General features: G+C 35.3%; 15 protein-coding genes and 2 pseudogenes. 6 read left to right on the top strand and 11 right to left on the bottom strand.

The window, feature by feature from the left end; translation table 11 throughout:
* Positions 1 to 64 precede the first annotated feature (64 nt).
* The 4 genes from AC4BC4_RS00300 to gad all read left to right on the top strand — a co-directional run bounded on the left by AC4BC4_RS00300 (position 65) and on the right by gad (position 6,833).
* Positions 65 to 1,249, top strand: a complete 1,185-nt coding sequence (locus AC4BC4_RS00300; protein ID WP_438757735.1) for a choloylglycine hydrolase family protein — start codon at positions 65 to 67, stop codon at positions 1,247 to 1,249.
* Positions 1,250 to 1,537: 288 nt separating this feature from the next.
* Positions 1,538 to 2,971: an amino acid permease gene (locus AC4BC4_RS00295; protein ID WP_490476371.1), complete on the top strand. Its 1,434-nt coding sequence runs from the start codon at positions 1,538 to 1,540 to the stop codon at positions 2,969 to 2,971.
* A complete protein-coding gene (locus tag AC4BC4_RS00290; RefSeq protein ID WP_490476370.1) occupies positions 2,943 to 5,369 on the top strand; it encodes a YhgE/Pip family protein in 2,427 nt (808 codons plus the stop codon). The genes AC4BC4_RS00295 and AC4BC4_RS00290 overlap by 29 nt, the downstream gene beginning before the upstream one ends.
* A gap of 117 nt (positions 5,370 to 5,486) precedes the next feature.
* Entirely contained in the window at positions 5,487 to 6,833 is a 1,347-nt protein-coding gene (gene gad / locus AC4BC4_RS00285) for a glutamate decarboxylase (RefSeq protein WP_490476369.1), read from the top strand.
* A gap of 208 nt (positions 6,834 to 7,041) precedes the next feature.
* Here the strand turns inward: gad and AC4BC4_RS00280 are convergent, their stop codons facing one another.
* A complete protein-coding gene (locus AC4BC4_RS00280; protein WP_438755906.1) occupies positions 7,042 to 8,346 on the bottom strand; it encodes an ISL3 family transposase in 1,305 nt (434 codons plus the stop codon).
* 375 nt (positions 8,347 to 8,721) lie between these two features.
* A complete protein-coding gene (locus AC4BC4_RS00275; protein WP_490476368.1) occupies positions 8,722 to 10,860 on the bottom strand; it encodes a hypothetical protein in 2,139 nt (712 codons plus the stop codon).
* Positions 10,861 to 11,464: 604 nt separating this feature from the next.
* On the opposite strand from AC4BC4_RS00275, the gene AC4BC4_RS00270 reads away from it, so the two are divergent.
* The gene (locus AC4BC4_RS00270) at positions 11,465 to 11,665 is read left to right on the top strand and encodes a hypothetical protein (protein ID WP_490476367.1); all 201 of its coding nucleotides are present in this window, start codon (positions 11,465 to 11,467) and stop codon (positions 11,663 to 11,665) included.
* 83 nt (positions 11,666 to 11,748) lie between these two features.
* On the opposite strand, the gene AC4BC4_RS00265 is transcribed toward AC4BC4_RS00270, so the two are convergent.
* The 5 genes from AC4BC4_RS00265 to AC4BC4_RS00245 form a co-directional block, all read right to left on the bottom strand.
* A complete protein-coding gene (locus tag AC4BC4_RS00265) occupies positions 11,749 to 12,837 on the bottom strand; it encodes a DUF5105 domain-containing protein (protein WP_490476366.1) in 1,089 nt (362 codons plus the stop codon).
* A gap of 103 nt (positions 12,838 to 12,940) precedes the next feature.
* A complete protein-coding gene (locus tag AC4BC4_RS00260; protein WP_490476365.1) occupies positions 12,941 to 13,738 on the bottom strand; it encodes an HNH endonuclease in 798 nt (265 codons plus the stop codon).
* A 72-nt stretch (positions 13,739 to 13,810) separates the two neighbouring features.
* Positions 13,811 to 15,469, bottom strand: coding sequence for an IS1182 family transposase (locus AC4BC4_RS00255; protein WP_490477345.1), 1,659 nt, complete (start codon positions 15,467 to 15,469; stop codon positions 13,811 to 13,813).
* A 182-nt stretch (positions 15,470 to 15,651) separates the two neighbouring features.
* The gene (locus AC4BC4_RS00250; RefSeq protein WP_490476364.1) at positions 15,652 to 18,249 is read right to left on the bottom strand and encodes an Ig-like domain-containing protein; all 2,598 of its coding nucleotides are present in this window, start codon (positions 18,247 to 18,249) and stop codon (positions 15,652 to 15,654) included.
* A 1,093-nt stretch (positions 18,250 to 19,342) separates the two neighbouring features.
* Positions 19,343 to 19,621: a hypothetical protein gene (locus tag AC4BC4_RS00245; protein WP_490476363.1), complete on the bottom strand. Its 279-nt coding sequence runs from the start codon at positions 19,619 to 19,621 to the stop codon at positions 19,343 to 19,345.
* Positions 19,622 to 19,872: 251 nt separating this feature from the next.
* On the opposite strand from AC4BC4_RS00245, the pseudogene AC4BC4_RS00240 reads away from it, so the two are divergent.
* Positions 19,873 to 20,488: pseudogene (locus AC4BC4_RS00240) on the top strand (transposase).
* Between the two features lie 202 nt (positions 20,489 to 20,690).
* Here the strand turns inward: AC4BC4_RS00240 and AC4BC4_RS00235 are convergent.
* From AC4BC4_RS00235 to AC4BC4_RS00220, 4 genes and pseudogenes are all read right to left on the bottom strand, one after another.
* A pseudogene (locus AC4BC4_RS00235) lies at positions 20,691 to 22,175 on the bottom strand (IS1182 family transposase); the annotation flags it as partial.
* Positions 22,176 to 22,416: 241 nt separating this feature from the next.
* Complete coding sequence (locus tag AC4BC4_RS00230) at positions 22,417 to 22,818, bottom strand: hypothetical protein (RefSeq protein WP_438757742.1); 402 nt, start codon at positions 22,816 to 22,818, stop codon at positions 22,417 to 22,419.
* Positions 22,819 to 22,838: 20 nt separating this feature from the next.
* The gene (locus tag AC4BC4_RS00225) at positions 22,839 to 23,366 is read right to left on the bottom strand and encodes an HdeD family acid-resistance protein (protein WP_490476362.1); all 528 of its coding nucleotides are present in this window, start codon (positions 23,364 to 23,366) and stop codon (positions 22,839 to 22,841) included.
* 262 nt (positions 23,367 to 23,628) lie between these two features.
* Positions 23,629 to 24,006: a DUF956 family protein gene (locus AC4BC4_RS00220; protein ID WP_438757744.1), complete on the bottom strand. Its 378-nt coding sequence runs from the start codon at positions 24,004 to 24,006 to the stop codon at positions 23,629 to 23,631.
* Positions 24,007 to 24,111 lie beyond the last annotated feature (105 nt).

Here is a 24,111-nt window from a genome sequence, read left to right as displayed (position 1 = left end):
TATATATTAATGATGTTATATTTAACTTGTCAAAAAAAAAATTCAAGTGAAGGACGTGTTTTTTATGTGTACGAGTATTTTTACCGAAACCAAAGATAACAAACATTTACTGGCTAGAACAATGGATTTTTCATTTACGTTGGATCCCAACGTTTTATACCTTCCAAGAAATTATGAGTGGGTATCTGAAGCAGATAAAGAAAAACATCAGTCTAAATATGGACTTTTGGGAGCTGGTCGTTTACTAGGAACTTCTTATTTTGTTGCTGATGGTGTAAATGAACATGGTTTAGCTATCGCAGAATTATACTTACCTCAAAAAGCAGTTTATCAAAAAGAGCTTGAAGATGACAAAATTAATTTAGCACCACACGAATTTATCACATGGGCTTTAGGTAAATTCAAATCCATCTCAGATTTAAAAAAAGAACTTTCTAAAGTTAATCTTTTTGAAGTTCCTGCACCACTTATAGATACCGTTACCCCTTTACACTGGATCCTAACAGATACAACTGGAAATTGTATGGTGATTGAGCCAACTGGAAAAATGCTTCATCTTAAAGAAAATCCAGTCGGTGTTATGACAAATACCCCCCTTTTAGAATGGCACATTGAAAATTTAAGTAATTATTTGAATGTTCGTCCTAAACAATACGATCCTGTACAATTTGGAACCTACACTTCTCACGCATTCTCTCAAGGAACAGGAACATTAGGATTACCTGGTGGCTATACTCCTCCTGAAAGATTTATTCGAGCAGCTTTCTTTAAAGAAAATATCGATCAGCCAGCAATTGAAGTTGAAGCGGTAACAAACGCTGTCAAAATTTTAGCAACGGTTCAAATTCCTAAAGGGATTGTTGTTACAACTGAAGATAAAGAAGATTATTCTCAATATATTGGCATGATGTGTAATGAAAGTAAAACCTACTATTACACCGATTACAATAATACGCGTATTTCTCAAGTAACATTGACTAAAGAATTACTAGAAAGAGAAACACCAAAAGTGTTTGTGACTAAAAAGGCAGAGGATATCAGTATTCTTAACCAAGAAACTATATCACCAGAAGAAAAAGTTTCTAATCTTGAACAAAAAGAGTCAGCTGGACTAAATACATTAGATATGCTTCGTCAAGAACTAGCATTGGGCTTAAAAGCCGCAAGTGATGGCAGTTTGGATAATGATGCACATCAAACAATCGATCAAGCGATAGAACAACTAAAGCAATTAAAAAATAATATCTAGACTTATCTGACCGACTGTAACATTCAAATCTTTTCCCACAATTCCTAATGGGATAGTCTGAATAAGGCAGTTATATAACTGCCTTATTCAACTTAAAACAAACTAAAAAGCCGAAAAATTCATTTTTTTTAGCTTTTTTATAGCATCCTAGCACCTATTTATGAATTATTAACTATAGAAAATAGATTGAATTTTTGTATTTAAAACAAATAAATCATTCTCTCTATTGGGATTCTAAAATAAAAAAAATTGAAAGATTAACTATATTAAATAAGGGGGGAATGAAAAATGGATAAAAAGAAAAATATTTCCGCATTTGGATTTTTCGCGATGACGGCTTCGTTGTTTATTACAGTTTATGAATATCCGACTTTCGCTGATTCAGGTAAAACATTAATTTTTTTCTTATTACTTTGTGGAGTATTTTGGTTTTTACCTGTTGCGTTGAGCTCGGCTGAACTTGCAACCATAGAAGGTTATCAAGAAGGTGGGATTTTTAGTTGGGTTGGTGAGCCGTTAGGCGAAAAATTTGGTTTTGCAGCTATCTTTTTTCAATGGTTTCAAATTACAGTTGGCTTTGTAACGATGATTTATTTTATTATCGGAACAGTATCAGATGTTTTGAATATCCCTATTTTAAATAATAATGTCGCTGTAAAATTTCTTTTTGTCATTTCAATATTTTGGTTACTGACTGTTCTTCAATTTAAGGGAACAAAGATAACCGAACGAGTAGCAAAATATGGCTTTTCTATTGGGATTGTCGTTCCAGTATTGCTTATGTTAGTTTTAGCAATCAAATATATTGCCTCTGGAAATCCGATTTCAACAAATTTTACGGATTCCCACTTTTTACCTGATAAAAGTAATATTGCCGCACTCGTTTCATTTGTACTCGCATATATGGGTGTTGAAGCGTCTGCTCCACACATTACTGATTTAGATAACCCTAAGAAAAATTATCCTAAGATCATGTTTGCTTTAGTTATTGTTGGGGTTGTTCTCAGTACAATCGGCGGCAGCGTTGTAGCAATGGTTTTACATGGAAATATTTCAGCTAATACAGGCGTTGTAGATGCACTAAAACAAATGATTTCACCAGGGAAAGAATCTCCCCTAGTCATTATTTTGGGATTACTCGTCTCATTTGGTGTCATGGCACAGGTAAGTTCATGGATCGTTAGTCCCACAGAAGGATTGCAATTCGTTGCTTCAAAGGGTTTATTACCAAAAAAATATGAAGAAACAAATGAGCATGATGTTCCAGTCCCACTATTAATGGTTCAAGGACTCGTTGTAACTGCTTGGGCGGCTATTTTGACCTTTGGTTCTGGTAGTTCAGGAGGCAATGTTTCATTTCAAACTGCAATTTCATTAACGGTAATCATTTATCTAAGTGCCTATATTTTATTTTTCATCGCTTATCTAGTTGTCGTTTTCAAAAAGAAAGAGTTGAAAAGAGATTACCAAATACCCGGTGGTCAAAAAGTTAAAATTTTTGTTGCTAGTGCAGGTCTATTGGTTTCGATCGCTGCTATTGTCACTGCATTTATAATACCTGATACAATGACAAAATCAGAAGGTAAAACGTATATAACCACATTGATTTTTAGCTACATCGTAACTGTCGTTGCTCCTTTTCTATTTTATCAGTTCTATAGCAAGAAAAATAAATTGAAAGGAGTGGTACATCATGAAGATGGCCAAACAAGAGTGGATTAATTTATTCCGTAATAAAATATTACTAATTTCAGTCATTGCGATTACATTTATACCGATTTTGTATTCATCTATTTTTGATAAGTCTGTTTGGGACCCTTATGGTCGGGCGAAAGATTTACCGGTAGCAGTCGTAAATGAAGACAAACCAACAGAATTATTAGGTCAAAAAATGAATGTTGGTCAACAAGTTGTTGATAATTTAAAAAAAGATCATCAGTTAGATTGGCATTTTGTTTCAAAAGAAGAAGCAGAAAAAGGCATGAAGGATTTAAAATACTACATGATTGTTACAATCACTGAAGATTTTTCAAAAAATGCGGCTAGTATCATTAATCAAACGCCAGAAAAAATGGAAATTATTTATACAACGAATGACTCATTAAATTATATCGCCAATGAAATTTCAACAGTAGGTGCTACTGCTCTGGAAACTCAAGTTAGAGAACAAGTTGTTACAGCTTATGCAACTGCCGTTGTAGAGGCGGGAGAAAAATTAGTTGGTGCGCTTGGGCAAGCCGCTGATGGTGCAAATCAACTTGCAGGTGGTGGCAGTCAACTTCAAACAGGACTAAAACAATATACTGACGGTGTCTCTCAAGCAGATGACGGTTCTAATCAGTTAGCCGATGGGACCGGTCAATTAGCGAATAGTATTGGGCCATTAGCTTCAGGGGTCTCACAATTGGATTCAGGTGCGAATCAATTAAGCTCTGCCTTGAATCAAGCAAATGATGCTTTAGCTCCAGTCCAAAACAATATTACAGGTATTGACGCTGGTTTAACTCAATTGGCTGCTGGTACTCAGGATTTGGCCAATGCTTTGACCACATTCGAAAATAATTTAGATCCAAATGTAAAAGCCGTTCTAGACAATGATTTACAAAATATTCGTAATGAAATCAACTCAATTATTACAAATAAAGATAAACTATTAGGTATTTCCGGTGAAGCAACAGCTGTAGCGGATCAAGCAACAGTGGCTAGTAATAGTTTAAGTGGTGCCAATTTGGAGATTCAAAAAATACAAACAGATATTGATTCTTATGTCGCTGGATTACTTGCCAACACCACGATTCCAGAGGATGAAAAAGCCAATATCGTAAGTTCGATTACGAATAAAGTTGATACAATTCTAAATGAACAGATCGCATCCGCAACAGCACAAATCAACACTTCTTTAGCAGCAGTTGAATCCGAACTAGCTACTTTAAGTGCTAGAGCCGCAGAGTTATCCGCTTCAGCAAACGATATAAGCAATATAACAAATGCTATGGCAGCTTCTGCACAACAATTATCTGCTTCTGAAGCAAATATCCAAGCTGGCGTCAATACGTTTGATTCCTTATTGAATCAAGTTCCAGGTTCATCCAATGCCGTAGGATTAACGAATGGCTTGTATGCTATCAGCTCTGATTTAAATCTTGTGGCTACTAAGTTACCTACTGCTTTAGCGGGAGTCAATCAATTAACAACAGGAAGCGGACAATTATCTTCTGGTTTAGATCAATTGCAAAGCCAAATCCCAACACTTTCAAGTGGGGTCAATCAATTAAATACAGGTGCCGATCAACTGCAAGCAGGATTAGCAGAATTAAATGAAAACTCACCTGAACTAATGAGTGGCATCGGTCAGCTAGAAGGTGGCGCAAAAGAATTAGCCTCCGCTTTAGATGAAGGAGTTAATGAAAGTTCAACTCTAAAAATTACGAAGAAAAATATTGATCAATTCGCTGCACCTACTTCGTTGAAAAATGATGAATATAGTAAAGTAGCAAATTACGGTGAAGCGTTAGCTCCTTATATCATGTCACTTGCGCTATTTGTCGGCTCTATGTTGTTCAACTTTATCTATCCAATTAGAAAAATTTCTATAGCAGGACAATCCAGTGGAGCATGGTGGTTGAGTAAAGTCAGCCTAGGTTTTGGTGTTTCAAGCATGATGGCAATCATCCAAGCAAGTGTGATGTTATTGATTGGATTACACGTTGATAATGTTTTCCAATTTTTCTTGACAGCATTTGTTAGTGCCTGGTCATATATGGCTATTACAATGTTCTTAGCAATGACCTTCGACAACCCAGGGCGATTCGTAGCGATGATTCTCTTAGTGTTACAACTAGGCGGTGCCGGCGGAACATTCCCAATTCAATTACAAGCACCATTCTTTAGTATGATCCATCCGTATCTTCCAATGTCTTACTCCGTTTATGCGTTTAGAGAAGCCATTTCTGGCGGGATTGGAGCTCCATTATTTATAAAGAGTATCTTGATTTTAGTCGTATTGATGATCGTATTTGTCGCACTATTGCGCTATTCAATGCATATATTACAAAAGAAACACCTGCAAAATGTTTCTGAATTGAATGATAATCAAAAATTACAAGGTCTAGAAAATTAAAAGTGCCAATAAAATTTCGAATTGTAAATAATCGAGTTGATGAATTAAAATCTAACAAGTTACTAGTTTGTACTGTGCAAAGTTTATAAAAATAAACAGAGAATAGGATGGATTATTATGACAAACAAAGATTTTTCTACTCAAAAATTACCTTCAAAAACATTTTTTGAAGATGGTATTGGCTCTGAAGTTGCGTATGATGCGATTAAAAGTTACTTAATCGATGAAGGGAATTCAAGACAAAACTTAGCAACCTTTTGCCAAACTTACATGGATGATGAAGCAATCAAGTTAATGTCTGAAACCTTAGATAAAAATGCTATCGACAAGTCTGAATATCCAAGAACAGCTAAAGTCGAAGCCTCTTGCGTAAATATGTTGGCAAATCTCTGGAATGCACCGAGTGAGAATTTTATTGGTACTTCAACTGTTGGTTCAAGTGAGGCGTGTATGCTAGGTGGAATGGCTATGAAGTTTAGATGGCGCAATCTAGCAGAGAAAAAAGGAATTGACGTAACAAAAAGAAAACCGAACTTAGTTATTTCATCAGGTTTTCAAGTTTGCTGGGAAAAATTCGGTGTTTATTGGGATGTTGAACTTAGAGAAGTTCCTGTCGATCCAGAGCATTTAAGTTTAGATTTAGATCGAGTGTTTGATTATGTTGATGAGTATACGATCGGTATCGTAGGGATTTTAGGGATTACGTATACAGGTAAATTTGATGACATTCAAACACTAGACAAGATGGTCGAAGACTATAATGCAAAAAACAATTTTGACCTCGTTATTCATATTGATGGCGCAAGTGGCGGAATGTTTGTTCCTTTTGTCAATCCAGAATTAGTTTGGGATTTCCGCTTGAAAAACGTCGTTTCAATTAATACCTCTGGTCATAAATATGGATTAGTCTATCCAGGTGTTGGTTGGGTCATTTGGAAAGATCGTGAATATCTTCCAGAAGAGCTGATCTTCGATGTTAGCTATTTAGGTGGGCATATGCCAACAATGGCAATCAATTTCTCAAGAAGTGCCAGCCAAATTATTGGACAATATTATATGTTTTTAAAATTAGGTCACAATGGGTATCGTCAAGTTCATACTGAAACGAAAGACGTCGCTATGTATCTCGCTAAATCCGTTGAAGAGACAGGATTGTTTGAAATTTATAACGACGGTTCAAATATCCCGATTGTTTGTTATACCTTAAAAGAAGACGCTCAAGTGAAATGGACACTGTATGATTTAGCTGATCGTTTACTCATGAAAGGTTGGCAAGTTCCAGCATATCCATTGCCAAAAGATATGGACAATGTCATCATCCAACGCTTTGTCTGTCGTGCAGACTTAACTATGCCAATGGCACAAGAAATGGTTGAAGATTTTAAAGAAGCAATCAAAGAGCTAGCAACTGCTACTGTTCTAGGTCATGATAGCGGTGAAAAAGTTCATGGATTTACCCACTAGTCATAAAATATCTAACAGGATTTATTTTCTTTAAGTCCTTAAATTATAAGCTTCTTTTAGAAATGTAGATGCTTTATCAATTAATACTGAGCGCCCATTATAATAGACACAAGGAAAAACAACCATTTTTGGCTCTTTGTCAACTAATGTTGGTGAAGAAAATCCAAAGAATTAAATCAATTATTGTAAGGCCTAGAGGAAAATACCTCTAGGTTTTTCTATTTGGCTGAAAAAGAACGTTACCAAAGCATAAAGCAATTCTCAATTTAAAGTTATAAAAGTTACGAAACCCATACGCATTTCTCTTTAACACTTTGATATGGTTGTTCAAGCATTCCAATGGGCCATTGGAATAGGATAATTCTAGAGCATGCTTAATTTCATTTTGAACTTTCTTAAAGGTAGAAAAAACTGTTTGGTAATAGACGGGAAGTCCAGAACAATCTTGTTCTAATAGCGAGTGGAATCTTGTGTAGTCTCGTGTTTGTACCGCATAAAGAACGTTCTGATAACAGGTGTAACCAGATTTTAACTCCTCATCATATGCAAGGAGTCGATCAACGAGTTCTGTTTCTGTTAAATAGGTGCGGAAAGAAGGACGCCATTGGCGTTTTTCAAAATCGAGCTTCGATTGGTTCTTTTGAAGAAGTTTCCAGTACTTCTTCAAGTGTCGATATTTTTTTGCCTCTACAGTTCCTTTCTGGAGAAACAGATTCATTCGTTGAATGCGGTGTTTTAAAAAGGTTCGTCCAATGTGTTGGACAATGTGAAAGCGATCGAGAATAATCTGAGCCATAGGAAACAATTTTTTGACGAGAGAAAAATAAGGAGCGTACATATCACAAACGATATATTTTACACGTTCACGAACAGACAAAGAGAATCGTGAAAAATAACGTTGTAAAAAGGACAATTGACGGTTTTCAATGACATCAATTAACTGCTTTGTTTGACCATCCATCATGATAAAACTCATAGAAGCAGCGACCTGTTTAACCGATTTAAATTCATCAAAACAAAGGACTTCAGGCAAGGTCAGGCGATTGATTTTTTTCGGTTCATAAAATTGTTTCAAGACGCGATAGACAGAAGAAACAGAGACCTTCTTTTGACGCGCAATCTCACTCATAGACGTGACCTTTCTTAATCGATCGGCAATGGATAGCTTCACTTTCTTAGAAATCGAACACCCTTTTTGGATCAGACTTGTTTCAGCGACGAACGTTCTTTCACAGGAATAACAGAAGAAACGGCGTTTCTTCAAGCGTAAATACGTTTGATACTCAGACACATCGTTCATTAAAATAAGACAAGTCGTATAGCCCCAACGAATAATCTTTCCTTTTTCTTTCTCTCCACAATGAAGACAGGAGTGGGCTAAATAGTCTAATGTACCAGAAAATACCTGACAAATTCGTCCCTTAATGCGTTCTTTTTCTAAAGAATTTTCAGTAAAAGTAATGTTTAAGTCTAGAATATCTAAGGTATTTTTGATAAGATTGGTGTAAGACATCTTGATTTCCTCCTTTTAATTGGTTTTAGTCGACTTAATTCTAAAGGATATCGGGATGTCTTTTCTATTATTTTGCATTAAAAAAAGATGCCGGTGATTTCTCACCAACATCAGAAAGTATAGAGCCCCATTTTTCTAGTCTAATATAGTGGGGGTTTTTTTTATTGTGTATAGAGCTTATTTTCATCAAAAAATTATAACTAGCGAAAATTAAATTCTACTAAAATACGACGACCTAACGCCAGTAGATATCTGGGTTATAGTCGTCGTATGATCCTCTTTTTTTCATTTGAAAAGCATCGTTTTGTATTTTATTTAAACGTAACCTTGAATAACTCTTTTTCCAATGTCAACTTGCTAAAGTGCAATCCACTGCTATCCTTCATTTTGTCGTGCAAGATACGCCTCCAGATATTCACTCAATAATTTATATCCTTCCATCTTTTGTTCCACTTCTTTAGGACAATAAATCCACTTACCCATAACTTTTCGTTTCTTAGACAGTATTTCTACTTCTTCTAAGAAGTCATTCAAATCGTCGATCAGCTGTTGACTACTTAATTCATTACCTAACAAAATATCTTTCTTTTCTCGTTCATATACTGATGCCCACAAATACGGCAATACTTCTATTTTTCGGATATTCGCATAAAAAGAATCTTTTGGCATCATCCCTTTATGTCCCATTCCTCGTCCTTGTTGGAAAAACGAATGGATATCCCACTCTAATTTTTTCAAATGACGTAAAGACAACCCTTGTGCCTCTTCGGATTCATGACTATTTTGATTATATCCATCCTCTAATGCCCATGAACTTCTGGTTCCCACTGTCTGAGGATGCTTTTCTGAAACTCGATCAAGCATTTCTTCGATTGCTAGCGTAACGGTTGGTCTTTCCTCGTCTACCATAGATCTTGTTGGTCGGTTTGCTTGTAGAAAAGCCTCTTTACTTGGAAAACTTCTGCTTTCTTGCACACTGGGCTGTTGCTGTGACGCTGTTGGAAGCGTTGGCTTAACAGCAGGTGGTGGTCCTATTATCGTGTTGTTCGTTCTTGCTACAGGAGTTTGCTGAACGATTGGAGCTGGTTCTTGTTTTACGATTGGTACCGCTTTTGTTGTTTGGCGCATTTTTTGTTCTAATTCAGCAATTTTTTGATGCGCTTTGATCAATTGAATATCGACTTTACCAACTGTTTGTGTTAATTTTTTTATTTCTGTAGCATTTGATTTTAATTGCTCTTGATCTTTTTGATGTTGTTCAGCTAATCTTTTGGCTGAATCACTTTTTGTTAGTCTGACTGTTGGTACTTTTTTCTTTTCATTTTTGATTGTTGTAAGCTCAGTTTCAACGGTTTGCAGTTTCATTGTTAATTGATTTATCACTTGATTTAATTTAACAGTCTCTGATGCTGTTTCTTGTAGTTGTCCATGATCTTTTTCTATTCTTGCCAATGCTTCAGCATCCGATTTTGTTTCAACTGTCGATTCAACAATGTTCAGTTTATCGTTTATCTGCTGTAATTGTTGGCCAATAGTTATAACTTCTTCATTTGTTGTCGCTAATTTATCTGCAAGCTTACTTTGTTCATTGATTGTCTTTTTAGCAATAGAAAAATTTAATTGCGGTCTTTTCACTTGTTTATTTTTATCGATTGTTTTATTCAGTTCTTTGACTTTTTGATCTGAAAATGCTAGTTCTTGTGCTAATGCATCAATTCTCTTTATAGCGTCATCTAAACGAGTTTCCATAGTCGGACCTGATTCTTCACCTGAGCCAAATGTGATTTTGAATTTAGGTGGGATTTTGGGCTTTGGAATGGTCGCTAGTTTATTATTTACATGGGCTTTGAATAGTGAAAATTCTTCCGCTAATTGAGTAATTTTTTTAGTTGCCAAAGTTAATTTTTGGGCATTTTCGGATTCCAATGCCTCTTTAGCAGCAACTTTACTCTGTATTACTTTGACTACTGGCGGTGTTCTCTTGTCTTTGACTGATTGAACTTCTTTGTAAACATCATTTAAGTTTTCACTAAATTGATTCATCATTTCTGTTAAAAGTAAGACTTCACTATTTGTTTCCTGCAGCCCTTTTATCATTTCGAGTGGAACTTCTTCAGATACACTGGACACATGTTCTAAAGGCAATTCAGGCACTTCTAAGCTACTGATCCAAGTCCTTAGATCGCTGATTTGCAACTTACTTAGCGGATGTGCCAAGGCCAATAGTAGTGTGACATAAACGGCTTTTTGTGTCATACGTACATATAGATTTTTCGCAACACAATCTTCAAATTCATGATTAAACTCTTCTGGAAGCACCGTTAAAAGTGCTTCAAACTGTTCAGGTTGCTCATAATCTTCTGATAACTCAAATTTTCTTATCAGATAAACTGAATATTGACTCAGCACTTCATCTGAATAAATCTCTTCTCCTAATCGATTTGCTTCAATTTCTTTTCTTAAAAATACTTTTTTATTTACTGTTGTATTTTTTGTAAGATTCAACTTTTCCATATGTACTAACGGCCCCTTTTTATCTTGTACCTTACCTTTTTATTTTGAAACGCTCTTTTTCATTCAAAGAGGCTGAAACCAACGTATCGTTTTAAAAATCAAAACCCTTAACTTAATTATCATTCGCTTAACAGTCGATTAGATTAAATGAGTCATAAAGTGTCAAAACAATTTTCGCAGTAACAGTTTGATTGGATTGAAGCAACAACAAATAGCGCTATGCTACATATATTCCAATTTCCTCTACATCCTTTTTTTAATTATATGTTTATTACGTTCATTTTTTAACAATCATTTTTAATTCTACCTTAAAAATAACTAAATTTGTTTTCATAAAATGTCAGAATATCATAAAAAATTGAGAATAACTATAAAAAATCGATTCATAATTCTTTTTTATGTCGATTTATCGATTTATTTAACAAAAAAAGGCTGGATTAGCATTCCTGCTATCAATAAAATCTCCGACCTAAGCAATGGCAAATAAAATGACGATGCCCGTCTAAAGGTGGAGAGAAAATCAGCCTAAAGATGGATTCCGTGTTCAAGAATTCTTGCTATACTTTATTCATAGAGAACAAGAGAAAAAATGGAGGATTTAAAAATGAGACAACAATCAATGGTAATGAATATCGTAATGGTCATCGGGTTATTTTTTGTAGGAAGTATTGTTTTAAGTATTGTACTTGGGCTTTTAGGTAGTCTATTGTGGTTTGCTATCAAAATCATGATTCCTGTAGCAATCGCCGTTTGGTTGGTTCGTGTGATTTCAGGTCCGTCAAATAACCGTCGTAGATATTATTAATCGTAGTAGCCAATTCAACTTTTTAGGTTTCATTATAAATCAAAAACGATTCCATTCTTAAATGAACGGAATCGTTTTTGAGTTTATTTATACAGATTTCCACGGAAAGCTTGTTCTAGGTTATCAAAGTAATTGATCGATCCTTTTGTTTGAATTTCCCATTTATCATCTTTTTTCTTCATTACTACTTTATAATCATCATAATCATCAATACTTACTGGTTTTGAATTTTTGAAGATTTCCGGCAACTTGTCTAACTCTGCCTTTTGTGCCGCTTTACTTCTCTCATCAAACTCTTGATCTATGTGCGCTTCGTAGTATTCTTTATTTGCAGCTTCCATGTCATCTTTCATTTCTTTGAATGACAATCCATCCAGTTTCACTGTTACTTCTGCTACATCAGGAAAATACGATGCAATTTCATACGAAACAGTTGCAACTTTTGCGTTGTCTTCTCTAAAGACTTTAGCAAGCGCTAACCCTTCTTCATCTGTCACTTTGTAATCATAGAATTGTTTCTTAAGGGCTTTAGTGAAGTTTTCATCAAAGTTTTTGACTGCTTCATCGCGATCATTAGCAACTAGTTTGTTGTATTCTTTATTTTCAGTGGTTAAAAAGACTTCATCCACAAAAGCTGTTGCTGCCTTAGTTGCATCTCCACTATGATCTTTATACTCAGAAGCGTCTACATCAAGAATGATTGGTTTTGGTTCTTTTTTTCCGTCGTAAATTCTTGGTTCAAAATGCAGTTTATATTTTGCTTTTTTGTCTACTGGAAATACAATGTAACCCGTTTTACTTTTCTTACCAGAAATTTTTTCATATGCAAGAAGTGGTGTTTTACTGTCATCTAGATAGAGAGTCAGCGCTTCAATTTTGCTGTCATCTTCATCATAAAGCATGATGTCTGTCGCACTCATATCTAGACTTTCATCTGTTTCATTTTTGATTGTTACTTTTAACGCAAGGAAGCCTTCCCCATCTTCTGCTTCCTCTTTCTTTGGAACTACGTATTCCCCTTCATCAATCGAAATAGAGGCAATTTTAGATTTTGATGTTTTTTTCTCTGATTTAGTATCCTCTCCATTTTTACTTGAAGAACCTGTTCCTCCACATGCTGCTAATGAAATAATAGCAACTGCTGATAAAAATAATAACCCAAACTTTTTCATTTCCATCTCCCCTTAACATTTGTTGAATAACATTTCTATTCTACTACAGTAGGGGGTCTGTTTTATCTCAATCTTCTTGAGATTAGTGTGATTTTTTGAGAATTTAAGTTGATTTGTTGATTTTTTTTGCATACATTTTATCTCGATGAAGTAAAAGTTGCTGCTCTTTAATGTTTTCAATTGCCTGAACTGCATAAGCTACACCGCTATGATAGTCTTTATGAACTTGTTTAGAAACGGTTAAAAGGTTCGCTTCATGATCACTTCCACCTGCTGACACTAACACTAAGTGATGGATTTCCAGTTGTTGATTACTTGCTGGTATTCTGACTCCAAAACGATTTATAATTGCTAGATCTTCGCCTGTCACCCTACAATAAAATCGATCTCTGCTCGCAATCCTATAAGGTAACGTAGAAATTCCCCGTTTGAAAAACGTCGCTTTGCCATAATTACGACTACAACGGTCCGAGCAAAATGATCTTCTTCGTCCTTCTAAGGGTCGATTACACCATTTGCATCGTCCTATATCTTTTCGAAAATCAATCGTTTCAAATCCAATTTTTTCACCAAAAACTTTTTCATATTCATATAGACTTAACCAGCGTCTTACATAAGTATCTGATTTTTCTTCTAAACGTAATTGACTACCTTTCGCCTTATAAATATATTTATCTGGTATTTCTTCCACCATTTCCTGAATTTCTTTTTTTCGTTCAATTGTAAAAGCCGAAAAATCATTCGTAGATAATTCTCCTACACCGAATTGCCCGATTGTCTTACATTTAAAACAAATATAAAATTGCGGCAATAGTGAAGATTCCTCTGAAAAAAGTAGTTCGACTTTTCTGGAACATTTTGGACAATAGGCCTTAGGCAATTTAAAACGATGATAGTTCATAGTGTCATTCCTTTATGTTTTTTTCTATTATAACGTACTTTTGAAATCAAAAGAGAGCTTGGGACATAAGTCTTAAGACAAATAAAACAGAAGACCGAAAATCATAAAAATGTTTTTCAGTCTTTTATTTTTTAGATTATTGGGAGAATCCTTCATGTTTTCTAGCTTACTTAGCCTATATTTCCTTAAATTTACTGCGATTAACGCGAATCCAATTTCATTGTGTGCCTGTTGTTTCCCTCGAACAGAGAACCGAGTGAACCCTAAACAAGCCTTCAAATGTCCGAAAGCTGGTTCGACGTCAATTTTTCGTTGACGATAGAGTTTACCTGTTTCTTCTTCTGAAAGCAGCTGTTGAATTCTTGCTTTAAAGTATTCCCAATTCATGTTCTTTTGAATCTCACGATTCTTGTCACTCTTCGCTTTTGTACACTGGCTTCGAAGAGGACAATTCGAGCAGTCTTCACATTCATACCGTTTTAAATAACGTTTAAAGCCATATTTATCTGTACGAATAGAATAGTTTCGAAAATTCATTTTTCGTCCGTTTGGACAAAGAAACGTATCATCTAATTCCTGATACGACCAGTTTGCTGGAAGGAACGGATTTTGTTTAAACTTTTTCTTCTGTTCTTTATGGTACATGGCATAAGTGATGAGTGGTGTTCGCTCGTGATCCTCTAAAACCGCTTGATAGTTTTCTTCTCCTCCATAGCCGGCATCTGCGACAATATAGTTTGGCAGATCAAAGAAACGCTCTTTTAAAGTGGTTAAAAAAGGGCGCAATGTTCGTGTATCTGTTGGATTTGAGAAAAGATCATAGCCTAAAATATACTGACTGTTCGTGGCGATTTGAAGATTATAACCTGCTTTCAACTGACCATTTTTCATATGATCGTCTTTCATGCGCATAAAAGTGGCATCTAGATCAGTTCTAGAGTAACTGTTTCGTTGCCCTAAAATCTGTCTATGTTTTTGATAAGCGAGTTTTCGCTCTTTAAAGTCCTTGAAAAGTGTCCTTAATTTTTTAGGAATTTTTCGTTTAGAACGGATTGATTTGCGCGTAATTCCATCCTCTGCTTGTTCGATTTTTTCTGTAAACTTTTCGACAACATGCGCGAGATTTTCTTCAATCTTACCTAATTCAGTGACAGATAATTCTTTTGAGGACTCTCGCTCAATTTCAGGAATAATTTGATTCTTTAACAATTCATCGTAGAGAAAATTTGATTTTTCAGTAAGCTTTTTATCAAAGTTATCAATGGATTTTCTCCAAACAAAGGTGTATTTATTGGCGTTGGCTTCAATCTTTGTACCATCGATAAAAATGGCTTCTTCATCGATTAATTGTTCCTTGACTAATTGGCTACGGAACTGGACGAAGCACTCCCGAAGGAGTGCATTCACTAAAGGATTCACTCGAAAACGATTGATGGTTCGATAACTAGGTTGATAACTTTGAGTAAGCCACATCATGCGAATACTGTCTTTCGTCAAGGCTTCAATCTTGCGACCAGAAAATACAGATTGTGTGTAGGCACATAAAATCATCTTCATCATCATTTTCGGATGATAAGAAGAAGGCCCCATTTGATGATGAAAAGGAAGAAAGCGTTCCTCCGGAATACTTTCAACTAATTGATCAATGACAAACGCAATATCGTTTTTTTCTAACTGAAAACTAAAATCTAGAGGAAGAACGACTTGATTTGTGGTATAATTTTTAAACATAAGAACACCTCGCTGACTTATTTGTTTAGTCACTTTTATTTTAGCAAAGGTGTTCTTATTTTTGTACAAAAAAACAATCCAGATGCCAATCAATTTGACTGGTATCTGGATTTTTCGTTAGGACTTATGTCCCAAGCTCTTTTGGTCTTTTTTATGGTATTATATTCATCATTAGTAAGTCATTATAGCGAATACTCATCTTGTTTTTTTCTTAGTTTTACATTCATGAAAACTAAAAAGATTACAAGTAAGCCAATTGCTTGGCTGATAAATGACTGAGCTTCATTTGTTTTAGGATAGTTTTTATTTTCTTTCGAGGAATTGTTCGAATTAGGATTTGCTGGTGCTTGATTTCCAGCTATTGGTTTACCATCCTCAATTTCTTTTACGATGGTCGTTGCAGATGTCCCCGTATTCCCATTCGGATCTGTTGGCGTTGCTGTAATTGGTTCTTTACCGACTAATGGACGTGTTGTTTCTATCGTCCACTTACCATCTTCTCCTACTACTCCACTTCCTAAAATATTTCCATCTTTATCTGTGAGTGTAATTGTATCTCCTGGTACGCCGGTCCCTGTCACTGTTTTCTCCCCGTCTTTTGCAGGATTTATCGTTACCTTGTGTAATTCTTTTACAGTTTCTGTTGCCGGTATTCCGATGTCACCATCTAAATCTGTTGGCGTTGCTGTAATTGGTTCTTTACCGACTAATGGACGTGTTGTTTCTATCGTCCACTTACCATCTTCTCCTACTACTCCACTTCCTAAAATATTTCCATCTTTATCTGTGAGTGTAATTGTATCTCCTGGTACGCCGGTCCCTGTCACTGTTTTCTCCCCGTCTTTTGCAGGATTTATCGTTACCTTGTGTAATTCTTTTACAGTTTCTGTTGCCGGTATTCCGATGTCACCATCTAAATCTGTTGGTGTTGCCGTAATTGGTTCTTTACCAACTAATGGACGTGTTGTTTCTATCGTCCACTTACCATCTTCTCCTACTACTCCACTTCCTAAAATGTTTCCATCTTTATCTGTGAATGTAATTGTATCTCCTGATACGCCGGTTCCTGTCACTGTTTTCTCCCCGTCTTTTGCAGGATCTATCGTTGCCTTGTGTAATTCTTTTACAGTTTCTGTTGCCGGTATTCCGATGTCACCATCTAAATCTGTTGGTGTTGCCGTAATTGGTTCTTTACCAACTAATGGACGTGTTGTTTCTATCGTCCACTTACCATCTTCTCCTACTACTCCACTTCCTAAAATGTTTCCATCTTTATCTGTGAGTGTAATTGTATCTCCTGGTACGCCGGTTCCTGTCACTGTTTTCTCCCCGTCTTTTGCAGGATTTATCGTTACCTTGTGTAATTCTTTTACAGTTTCTGTTGCCGGTATTCCGATGTCACCATCTAAATCTGTTGGTGTTGCCGTAATTGGTTCTTTACCAACTAATGGACGTGTTGTTTCTATCGTCCACTTACCATCTTCTCCTACTACTCCACTTCCTAAAATGTTTCCATCTTTATCTGTGAGTGTAATTGTATCTCCTGGTACGCCGGTTCCTGTCACTGTTTTCTCCCCGTCTTTTGCAGGATTTATCGTTACCTTGTGTAATTCTTTTACAGTTTCTGTTGCTGGTATCCCCGAATTTCCATTCGAATCTATTGGTGTTGCTGTAATTGGTTCTTTACCGACTAATGGACGTGTTGTTTCTATCGTCCACTTGCCGTCTTCTCCTACTACTCCACTTCCTATAGTTTTTCCATCTTTATCTGTGAGTGTAATCGTATCTCCTGGTACGCCGGTTCCTGTCACGATTTGCTCACCTTCTGTTGCAGGATCTATCGTTGGTTTATGTGTCTCTGCATCAAATTTAGTGTAGAAGAAAACCAGTCCTCTTTTATCTTGAGACATTGTATTTGTCCAGGTTGCTCCTTCACCAGTTTCTTCAGAACCATCATCAGTGAACAAGGAATAGTTGTTTGAAAATGTATAACCTGGGATTTGAACTGCTGTTGCCGTCACTTGACCATCAATAGCTTGTCCATTTCCTAAAATTTTCATAGCTGAGATTTCTTCACCAGAGTTGCTGTCAATGTATTTTACTTTCACTACTTGAGGAATAATCTTACCTTGCATAACAAACGATTTCAATGCGTAACTTGCTGGTACATTGTCTACAGTACCTGAAGTATTGGCCGTTAAACTATTAGTTCCTGCAGTATTCGTCATAACTTTTACACGACTCACAGGAGACAATTCTCCTCCATCACCGATGGTAGTATAACTTTCTAAACCAGACCAATACGGAGTAACGGGTGGCACAATGGTTACAAAATCTGGTCCATACGCCTCACTACTATTTTCCCAACTACTAGCAGCTGGATTATTTTTCCAGTTAATTTGAGGACCGCTAATTGTAAATTTAGTGTTTTTTGCCTCTAATATATTTACCCTTGGCATAGCACTACCATCTTCTGCCGTTTTTAAAAAGTGATCTCTTATACGACCAATTCGTTGTTCCCCTATTGTATCTCCAGGCGTAACTTCTACTGTATATGTCGTATCATTATAAAAAGTATTCCCAACAAACGTCGTTGCTTCTCCTGAACTCGTATATGCATTGATTATAGGATCGTTCTGCCAATTACTCCATTCAAAATAAGTAGAAGCCCTACTTCCAATCAATTCACTTGTCTGTTCTTGAGCAAATTCGTTCGAAAAAGAAAATAGATTACACATAATTAATAACGATGCAAAAGCAAATTTTATTTTTTTTCCCATATCCATCCCCCTAGTTTGCATTACTTATGACTAACATTTGTTGTATGCGTCCATCATTCTTTCAATAGATGATCTGTAAAATCAAAAATAGAACGCTCTCAATCCTATCCACGCACCTCTCTCTCAACAATTATTCGTTTCAACCCTTTCTACATTCACTTCCCAACCTTTCTAGCTTTAATGAAGAATACAAATAGTAAATATTTTTTATAATTCCATCAATATAAAAAAATTCAATTAATACTGTAAAAACACTCAAATATTTTTTATTAATTAAAAAATAATTAATAAAATATTCTGCCAAAAATTAATATTAAACAAAAAATAATTACTATTTATTTTTAATTATAGGACAAATTATCGATTTTGTCTAAAAAAAATTAATGTTTTTAATATAAAAAATAATAGAATAAAATTAAAAAAATCCCCCCCCCCCCCTTTTTTAAGGATATGGCGACAACTGAGATCGACACCTCTCTATTCTTTGGCAATGTCAGAGGGGGGGAAGAGACAGTAATATAACTAGTTTTTATTTCTTCTCAAGTACCTCAAAATACATGCTAACTGAAAATAAGTAACGTTTCGAAAATCTATTTTCTGTAAGAAACATCTTCTGCTTCAATATTTTCTAGATGAACATTCAATTCATTTGGCTCAACTAGAAACAAATTATTATCAGCCAATATCCGTTTTAATTATATATATAAATTGAACTATCATCTTCTGATAAAAAAACGTTCCTCCGTTCGAGTAAATGTGCACTCAAAAACCTCTGATACATTTATATAAGAACGCACAAGCAATCCAGTATTCCAAATCTTTTATTTCATAAAGAAAATTTGTATAGACGACATATTCAAATCTATCTTTGTAAGAATATGTTGGTAAACCTAGCAAAATGGAGTTCTACTCTTAGTACTATCTTTGAAAACTATAGAAATATCTCAGTAAACATCAAAGCTACGGTTTAGCGTTGGCGTAATTCTTAGTTTGATTGCTTGTGCTCTCGGCGTAGCTTAATTTTTTTCTTCTGTAGCCGTTGCTGAGGATTTTTCTGTAGCAGCAGTTGTTAGCTCTTTAGATTGAGATTCAGCTAGTTCTGTATCAGATTTTTTTCTTGTAATAATGTACTTCTTTGCTCTTCTTGTTCTTTCTTAGGCAATGTCAGGGGAGTATCCTTTATTTTTCCGTCTGACTGGTTTATTTCAACAACAAAGTGATCGATTGATTCGTCTGTTTCATTTTTCTCGGTGTAGACTTTGATGCATAAGATTTCTGAGTCGAATATATTCTCTTCTTGTTTCTTCAAGCCCTCTGCAAATTCACTAGCGGCAGGTAAAAATTTGGTGATCACAAATGCTGAACGACTCAAAGATATCGGTTTGGAAAATTAGTTTTTTCTCATAGCTGAGGTTTTGGCTTTTTTTCATGGGAATTTGGGTGGATTTCGGGTGAGAATAAAAAAGTTTTTTGTTATTTTATCTTATAATATAAGAGAAATGTTTTTAGCGTTCTTTAATGGGTGGAAATGTCGAATTTCGTTGCAGTGAGTGATGTCTTTGGCTCCTATACTAGAAATACGGACAAGTTGTTCGCTATAATTTATTAAAGGAGCTTTTTATTATGCAGATAAAAAACACCGCAACAAGATATTCAAAAGAGTTTAGAGAATCGATGATTTCATTAAGTCAGACCGGCCGGTCTGCGAACTCATTATCGAAAGAATACAATGTAAGTGTCTCTACGCTTGCTAAATGGATACGTCTGGCAGACCCAAATGATCGAAATGTTCTTTCAATAAAAGAACGAGAGCTACTGAAAGAAAATAAACGGTTAAAAGAGGAAATTGACATTTTAAAGCGAGCGGCGGTGCTTTTGGCAAAGATTTAATGGCCAAAGGCCGAGCGACTGTTTTACGAGTCGTTCGTGTCAATTTAGAAGCAAAGCACCGCATTACTCGTATTTTAACCGTCCTTAAAATACCAAGAACCACTTATTATGCGTATTTAAACTGGACGCCTAGTGACCGAATAATCAGACGTTAAAGAACAAAAAAATGAAGCATTCCTATTCAAGAAAGGGTTGTCCAGGAGACAATGCTAGAATAGAAAGCTTCCACTCAATTTTGAAACGAGAATATGTTAATTTTCAATCATTTAAAACACTTGAAGAAGCCATCGTAGGCATTGATAGTTACATTCGTTGGTACAATAGCGACCGCATTTCTCTCGTTGCATAGCCAATCTGCCCCTCTCTAAAAAAAAAAATTGGACCATTGAAGAGGTTATTTAAGTGCCTCTTCTTTTGATCCATAGACAAATGTACCACCTAAATTATACTCAATGGTCCACCATTTACTCTCATTCATTATTTTTTACGAGTAATTAAGCTATTCGTTCGACTTTTTTTGTTCGGACTCTTGACATAGGAGCCTTATGCGCCTGTTGTTTTCCTCGAACAGAGAACCGAATGAAGCCTAAACAAGCCTTTAAATGTCCGAAAGCAGGTTCGACGTCAATTTTTCGTTGACGATAGAGTTTACCTGTTTCTTCTTCTGAAAGCAGCTGTTGAATCGTCGCTTTAAAGTATTCCCAGTTCATGTTCTTTTGAATCTCACGATTCTTGTCACTCTTCGCTTCTGTACATTGGCTTCGAAGAGGACAATTCGAGCAGTCTTCACATTCATATCGTTTTAAATACCGTTTAAACCCATACTTATCTGTACGAATAGAATAATTTCGAAAATTCATTTTCCGTCCGTCAGGGCAAAGAAACGTATCGTCTAATTCCTGATACGACCAGTTTGCGGGAAGAAATGGATTTTGTTTAAACTTTTTCTTTTGTTCTTTATGGTACATGGCATACGTAATGAGTGGTGTTCGCTCATGGTCTTCTAAAACAGCTTGATAGTTTTCTTCTCCCCCGTAGCCGGCATCTGCGACAATATAAGTTGGTAGCTCAAAGAAACGCTCCTTTAAAGTGGTTAAAAAAGGGCGCAATGTCCTTGTATCTGTTGGATTTGAGAAAAGATCGTAACCTAAAATATATTGACTATTTGTGGCGATTTGAAGATTATAGCTTGCTTTCAACTGACCATTTTTCATGTGATCATCTTTCATGCGCATAAAAGTGGCGTCTGGATCTGTTCTAGAATAGCTGTTTCGTTGTCCTAAAATCTGTCTATGTTTTTGATAAGCGAGTTTTCGCTCTTTAAAGTCCTGGAAAAGTTTCCTTAATTTTTTTGGAACTTTTCGTTTAGAACGAATTGATTTGCGCGTAATTCCATCCTTTGCTTGTTCGATTTTATCTGTAAACTTTTCTACAACATGCGCGAGATTTTCTTCAATCTTGCCTAATTCAGTGACAGATAATTCTTTTTTGGACTCGCGCTCAATTTCAGGAATAATCCTATTTTTCAATAGTTCATCATAAAGAAAGGTTGATTTTTCGGTGAGTTTTTTTGTCAAAGTTATCAATGGATTTTCTCCAAACAAAGGTATATTTATTGGCATTGGCTTCAATCTTTGTGCCATCGATAAAAATGGCATCTTCATCGATTAATTGTTCCTTGACTAATTGACTACGGAATTGGACGAAGCACTCCCGAAGGAGTGCGTTCACTAAGGGATTCACACGGAAACGATTGATCGTTCGATAGCTAGGCTGATAACTTTGAGTGAGCCACATCATCCGGATACAATCTTTCGACCAGAAAACACGGATTGTGTGTAGGCACATAAAATCATCTTCATCCTCATTTTTGGATGATAAGAAGAAGGGCCCATTTGATGATGAAAAGGAAGAAAACGTGCCTCGGGAATACTTTCAACTAATTGATCAATAACAAATGCGATATCATTTTTTTCTAACTGAAAACTAAAATCTAGAGGAAGAATGACTTGATTTGTGGTATAATTTTTAAACATAAGAACACCTCGCTTGTTTATTTGTGTAGTTACTTTTATTCTAGCAAAGATGTTCTTATTTTTATAGAAAAAAATAATCCAGATGCCAATCAAGTTGATTGGTATCTGGATTTTTCGTCAGGACTTATGTCCCAAGCTCTTAAGGAATCCGAATAAGCGGTGGGAGCAGAAGCAACTCCTTCGGAAATAGATATTTCTGTCCCATCCTCCACTTGTATACTATTCAATCAAGAATCAGATATTAGCCTAATTCTTCTGTTTTTTTAACGATTTTTTTAATTTCATGAATAGCTTTCTTTTGTTCCAAGTAGCTTTTCACTTTATTTTCGTCTCCATCGATTTTACCTAAAGTTGTATCTAGTTTGTCGATTTCAGCATTGATTTGATAAACTAATGACTCTTGATCATCAATCCAGTTTTCAGCATTTTTAACTGCTTTATCTTCTGCTTTTTGTTCTTCTTTTTCGATTTTATTTTCTTTACGGATAATTGATTTCACTTCATGCAATGCTTTTTCTTGTTCAAAAAAATGTTTGACTTTGCTATCAGTGTCTTCCATTTTCCCAAGAGTAGTATCTAATTTATCGATTTCTTTACCGATTTTTTCTACTAATTTTACTTCTTTTTCTGCATAATTTGTCATGTTTATTTCCTCCTAATTTTTTATCTAAACGCATAAACGATATGCGTAATACCAAAAAGCATAAAATAAAATCCAACTAAAAAACTTAATGTTAGTGCAGAAGATAAGGGATTCATCAATAACATGATTCCTAAAATGATTCCTAAAACATCCACGACTAATGTAAACCAAAAATAACCAGTACTAACTGATTTCGCCAAATCTAAGGCGAATAGACCAAAAACAGAATCCAAGATAAACCAAATCGCAAATATGAATGGTAACGCTGCAACACCGATATTTAGGTTAAATAAAAAATATACCCCAATAATAATATCAATTACACCTAAAACGATTGGTGCATATGCTTTGTACCCTGTTAATTCCTTCATTCTGTTACGAGCAAAAATTTCAAAAATTCCTTTTAAAATCGCAAAAATGGCAAACACCATCACGATTGCAATTAAGTTTCCGGCTGGATCTTGAAAAGATAATAATGCTGTTAGAACAAATAGAATTCCCAGAATCAAATATCCCCAGTCTATACCTTTTCTGCTTGTTTCATTCATAATATTACACTCCTTTGTCATTCTCTTTACATTTTTATGGTACTCCTAAACTCTAATATAATCAAAAGATAACACTTAAATGTTAAAATTCTAAACATTCTAAAATGATTTTTTAAAAATGTCATACTTAGATTTTTAACAACTATTTCTAAGAATATGCCTTCTGGTCTACTACACCATTGGTTGACCATTTTAGATGTCTATTTTGATAGGTTGAAATAGAAAAAAGCCTGGCAATATAACATGCCAGACTTTTTTATACCTATCCTTTTTTCTTACCCAACGAAAGAAACGCACGCTTGATGACATCAAAAAATCCTAAAGACTGCACCATATGATCGGGTGCTACATATTCCTGTATTTCCCGAAGCACTTTTTTGGGCTTTTTAGAAGAGAACGTAAACGTTCCATTTTTCTTCGTTTGGATTGCGTAGCGTGGAATCCATTTTCCCTTAAACATCACCGAAGCGATCACATAATCGACTTCTTCCCACGGAATTTGAACAAATTTTCGGCTATCACGAGAATTGTAAAATTCAAAACCTTTGTCACCGATCATAATTTTCCCATAATCCGTAAGTCCTGTAAAAGCGGTGGCATCCGTTATGAAATCTACTTTTGTATTTAGTGATTGAACCATTTTATTTGCCTCATTTCTTCAGTGATTTATCTTATTCATTATACGTTTTTTCAAACAATTAAGCTATGTAAAAGAACTTAGGGCAAAACTGGGGAATCTTTTGCC

Source organism: Enterococcus sp. AMC1086 (assembly GCF_058216575.1).
Note: the sequence above shows the minus strand (reverse complement) of the source record. Positions and strands in the feature narration are given on the sequence as shown.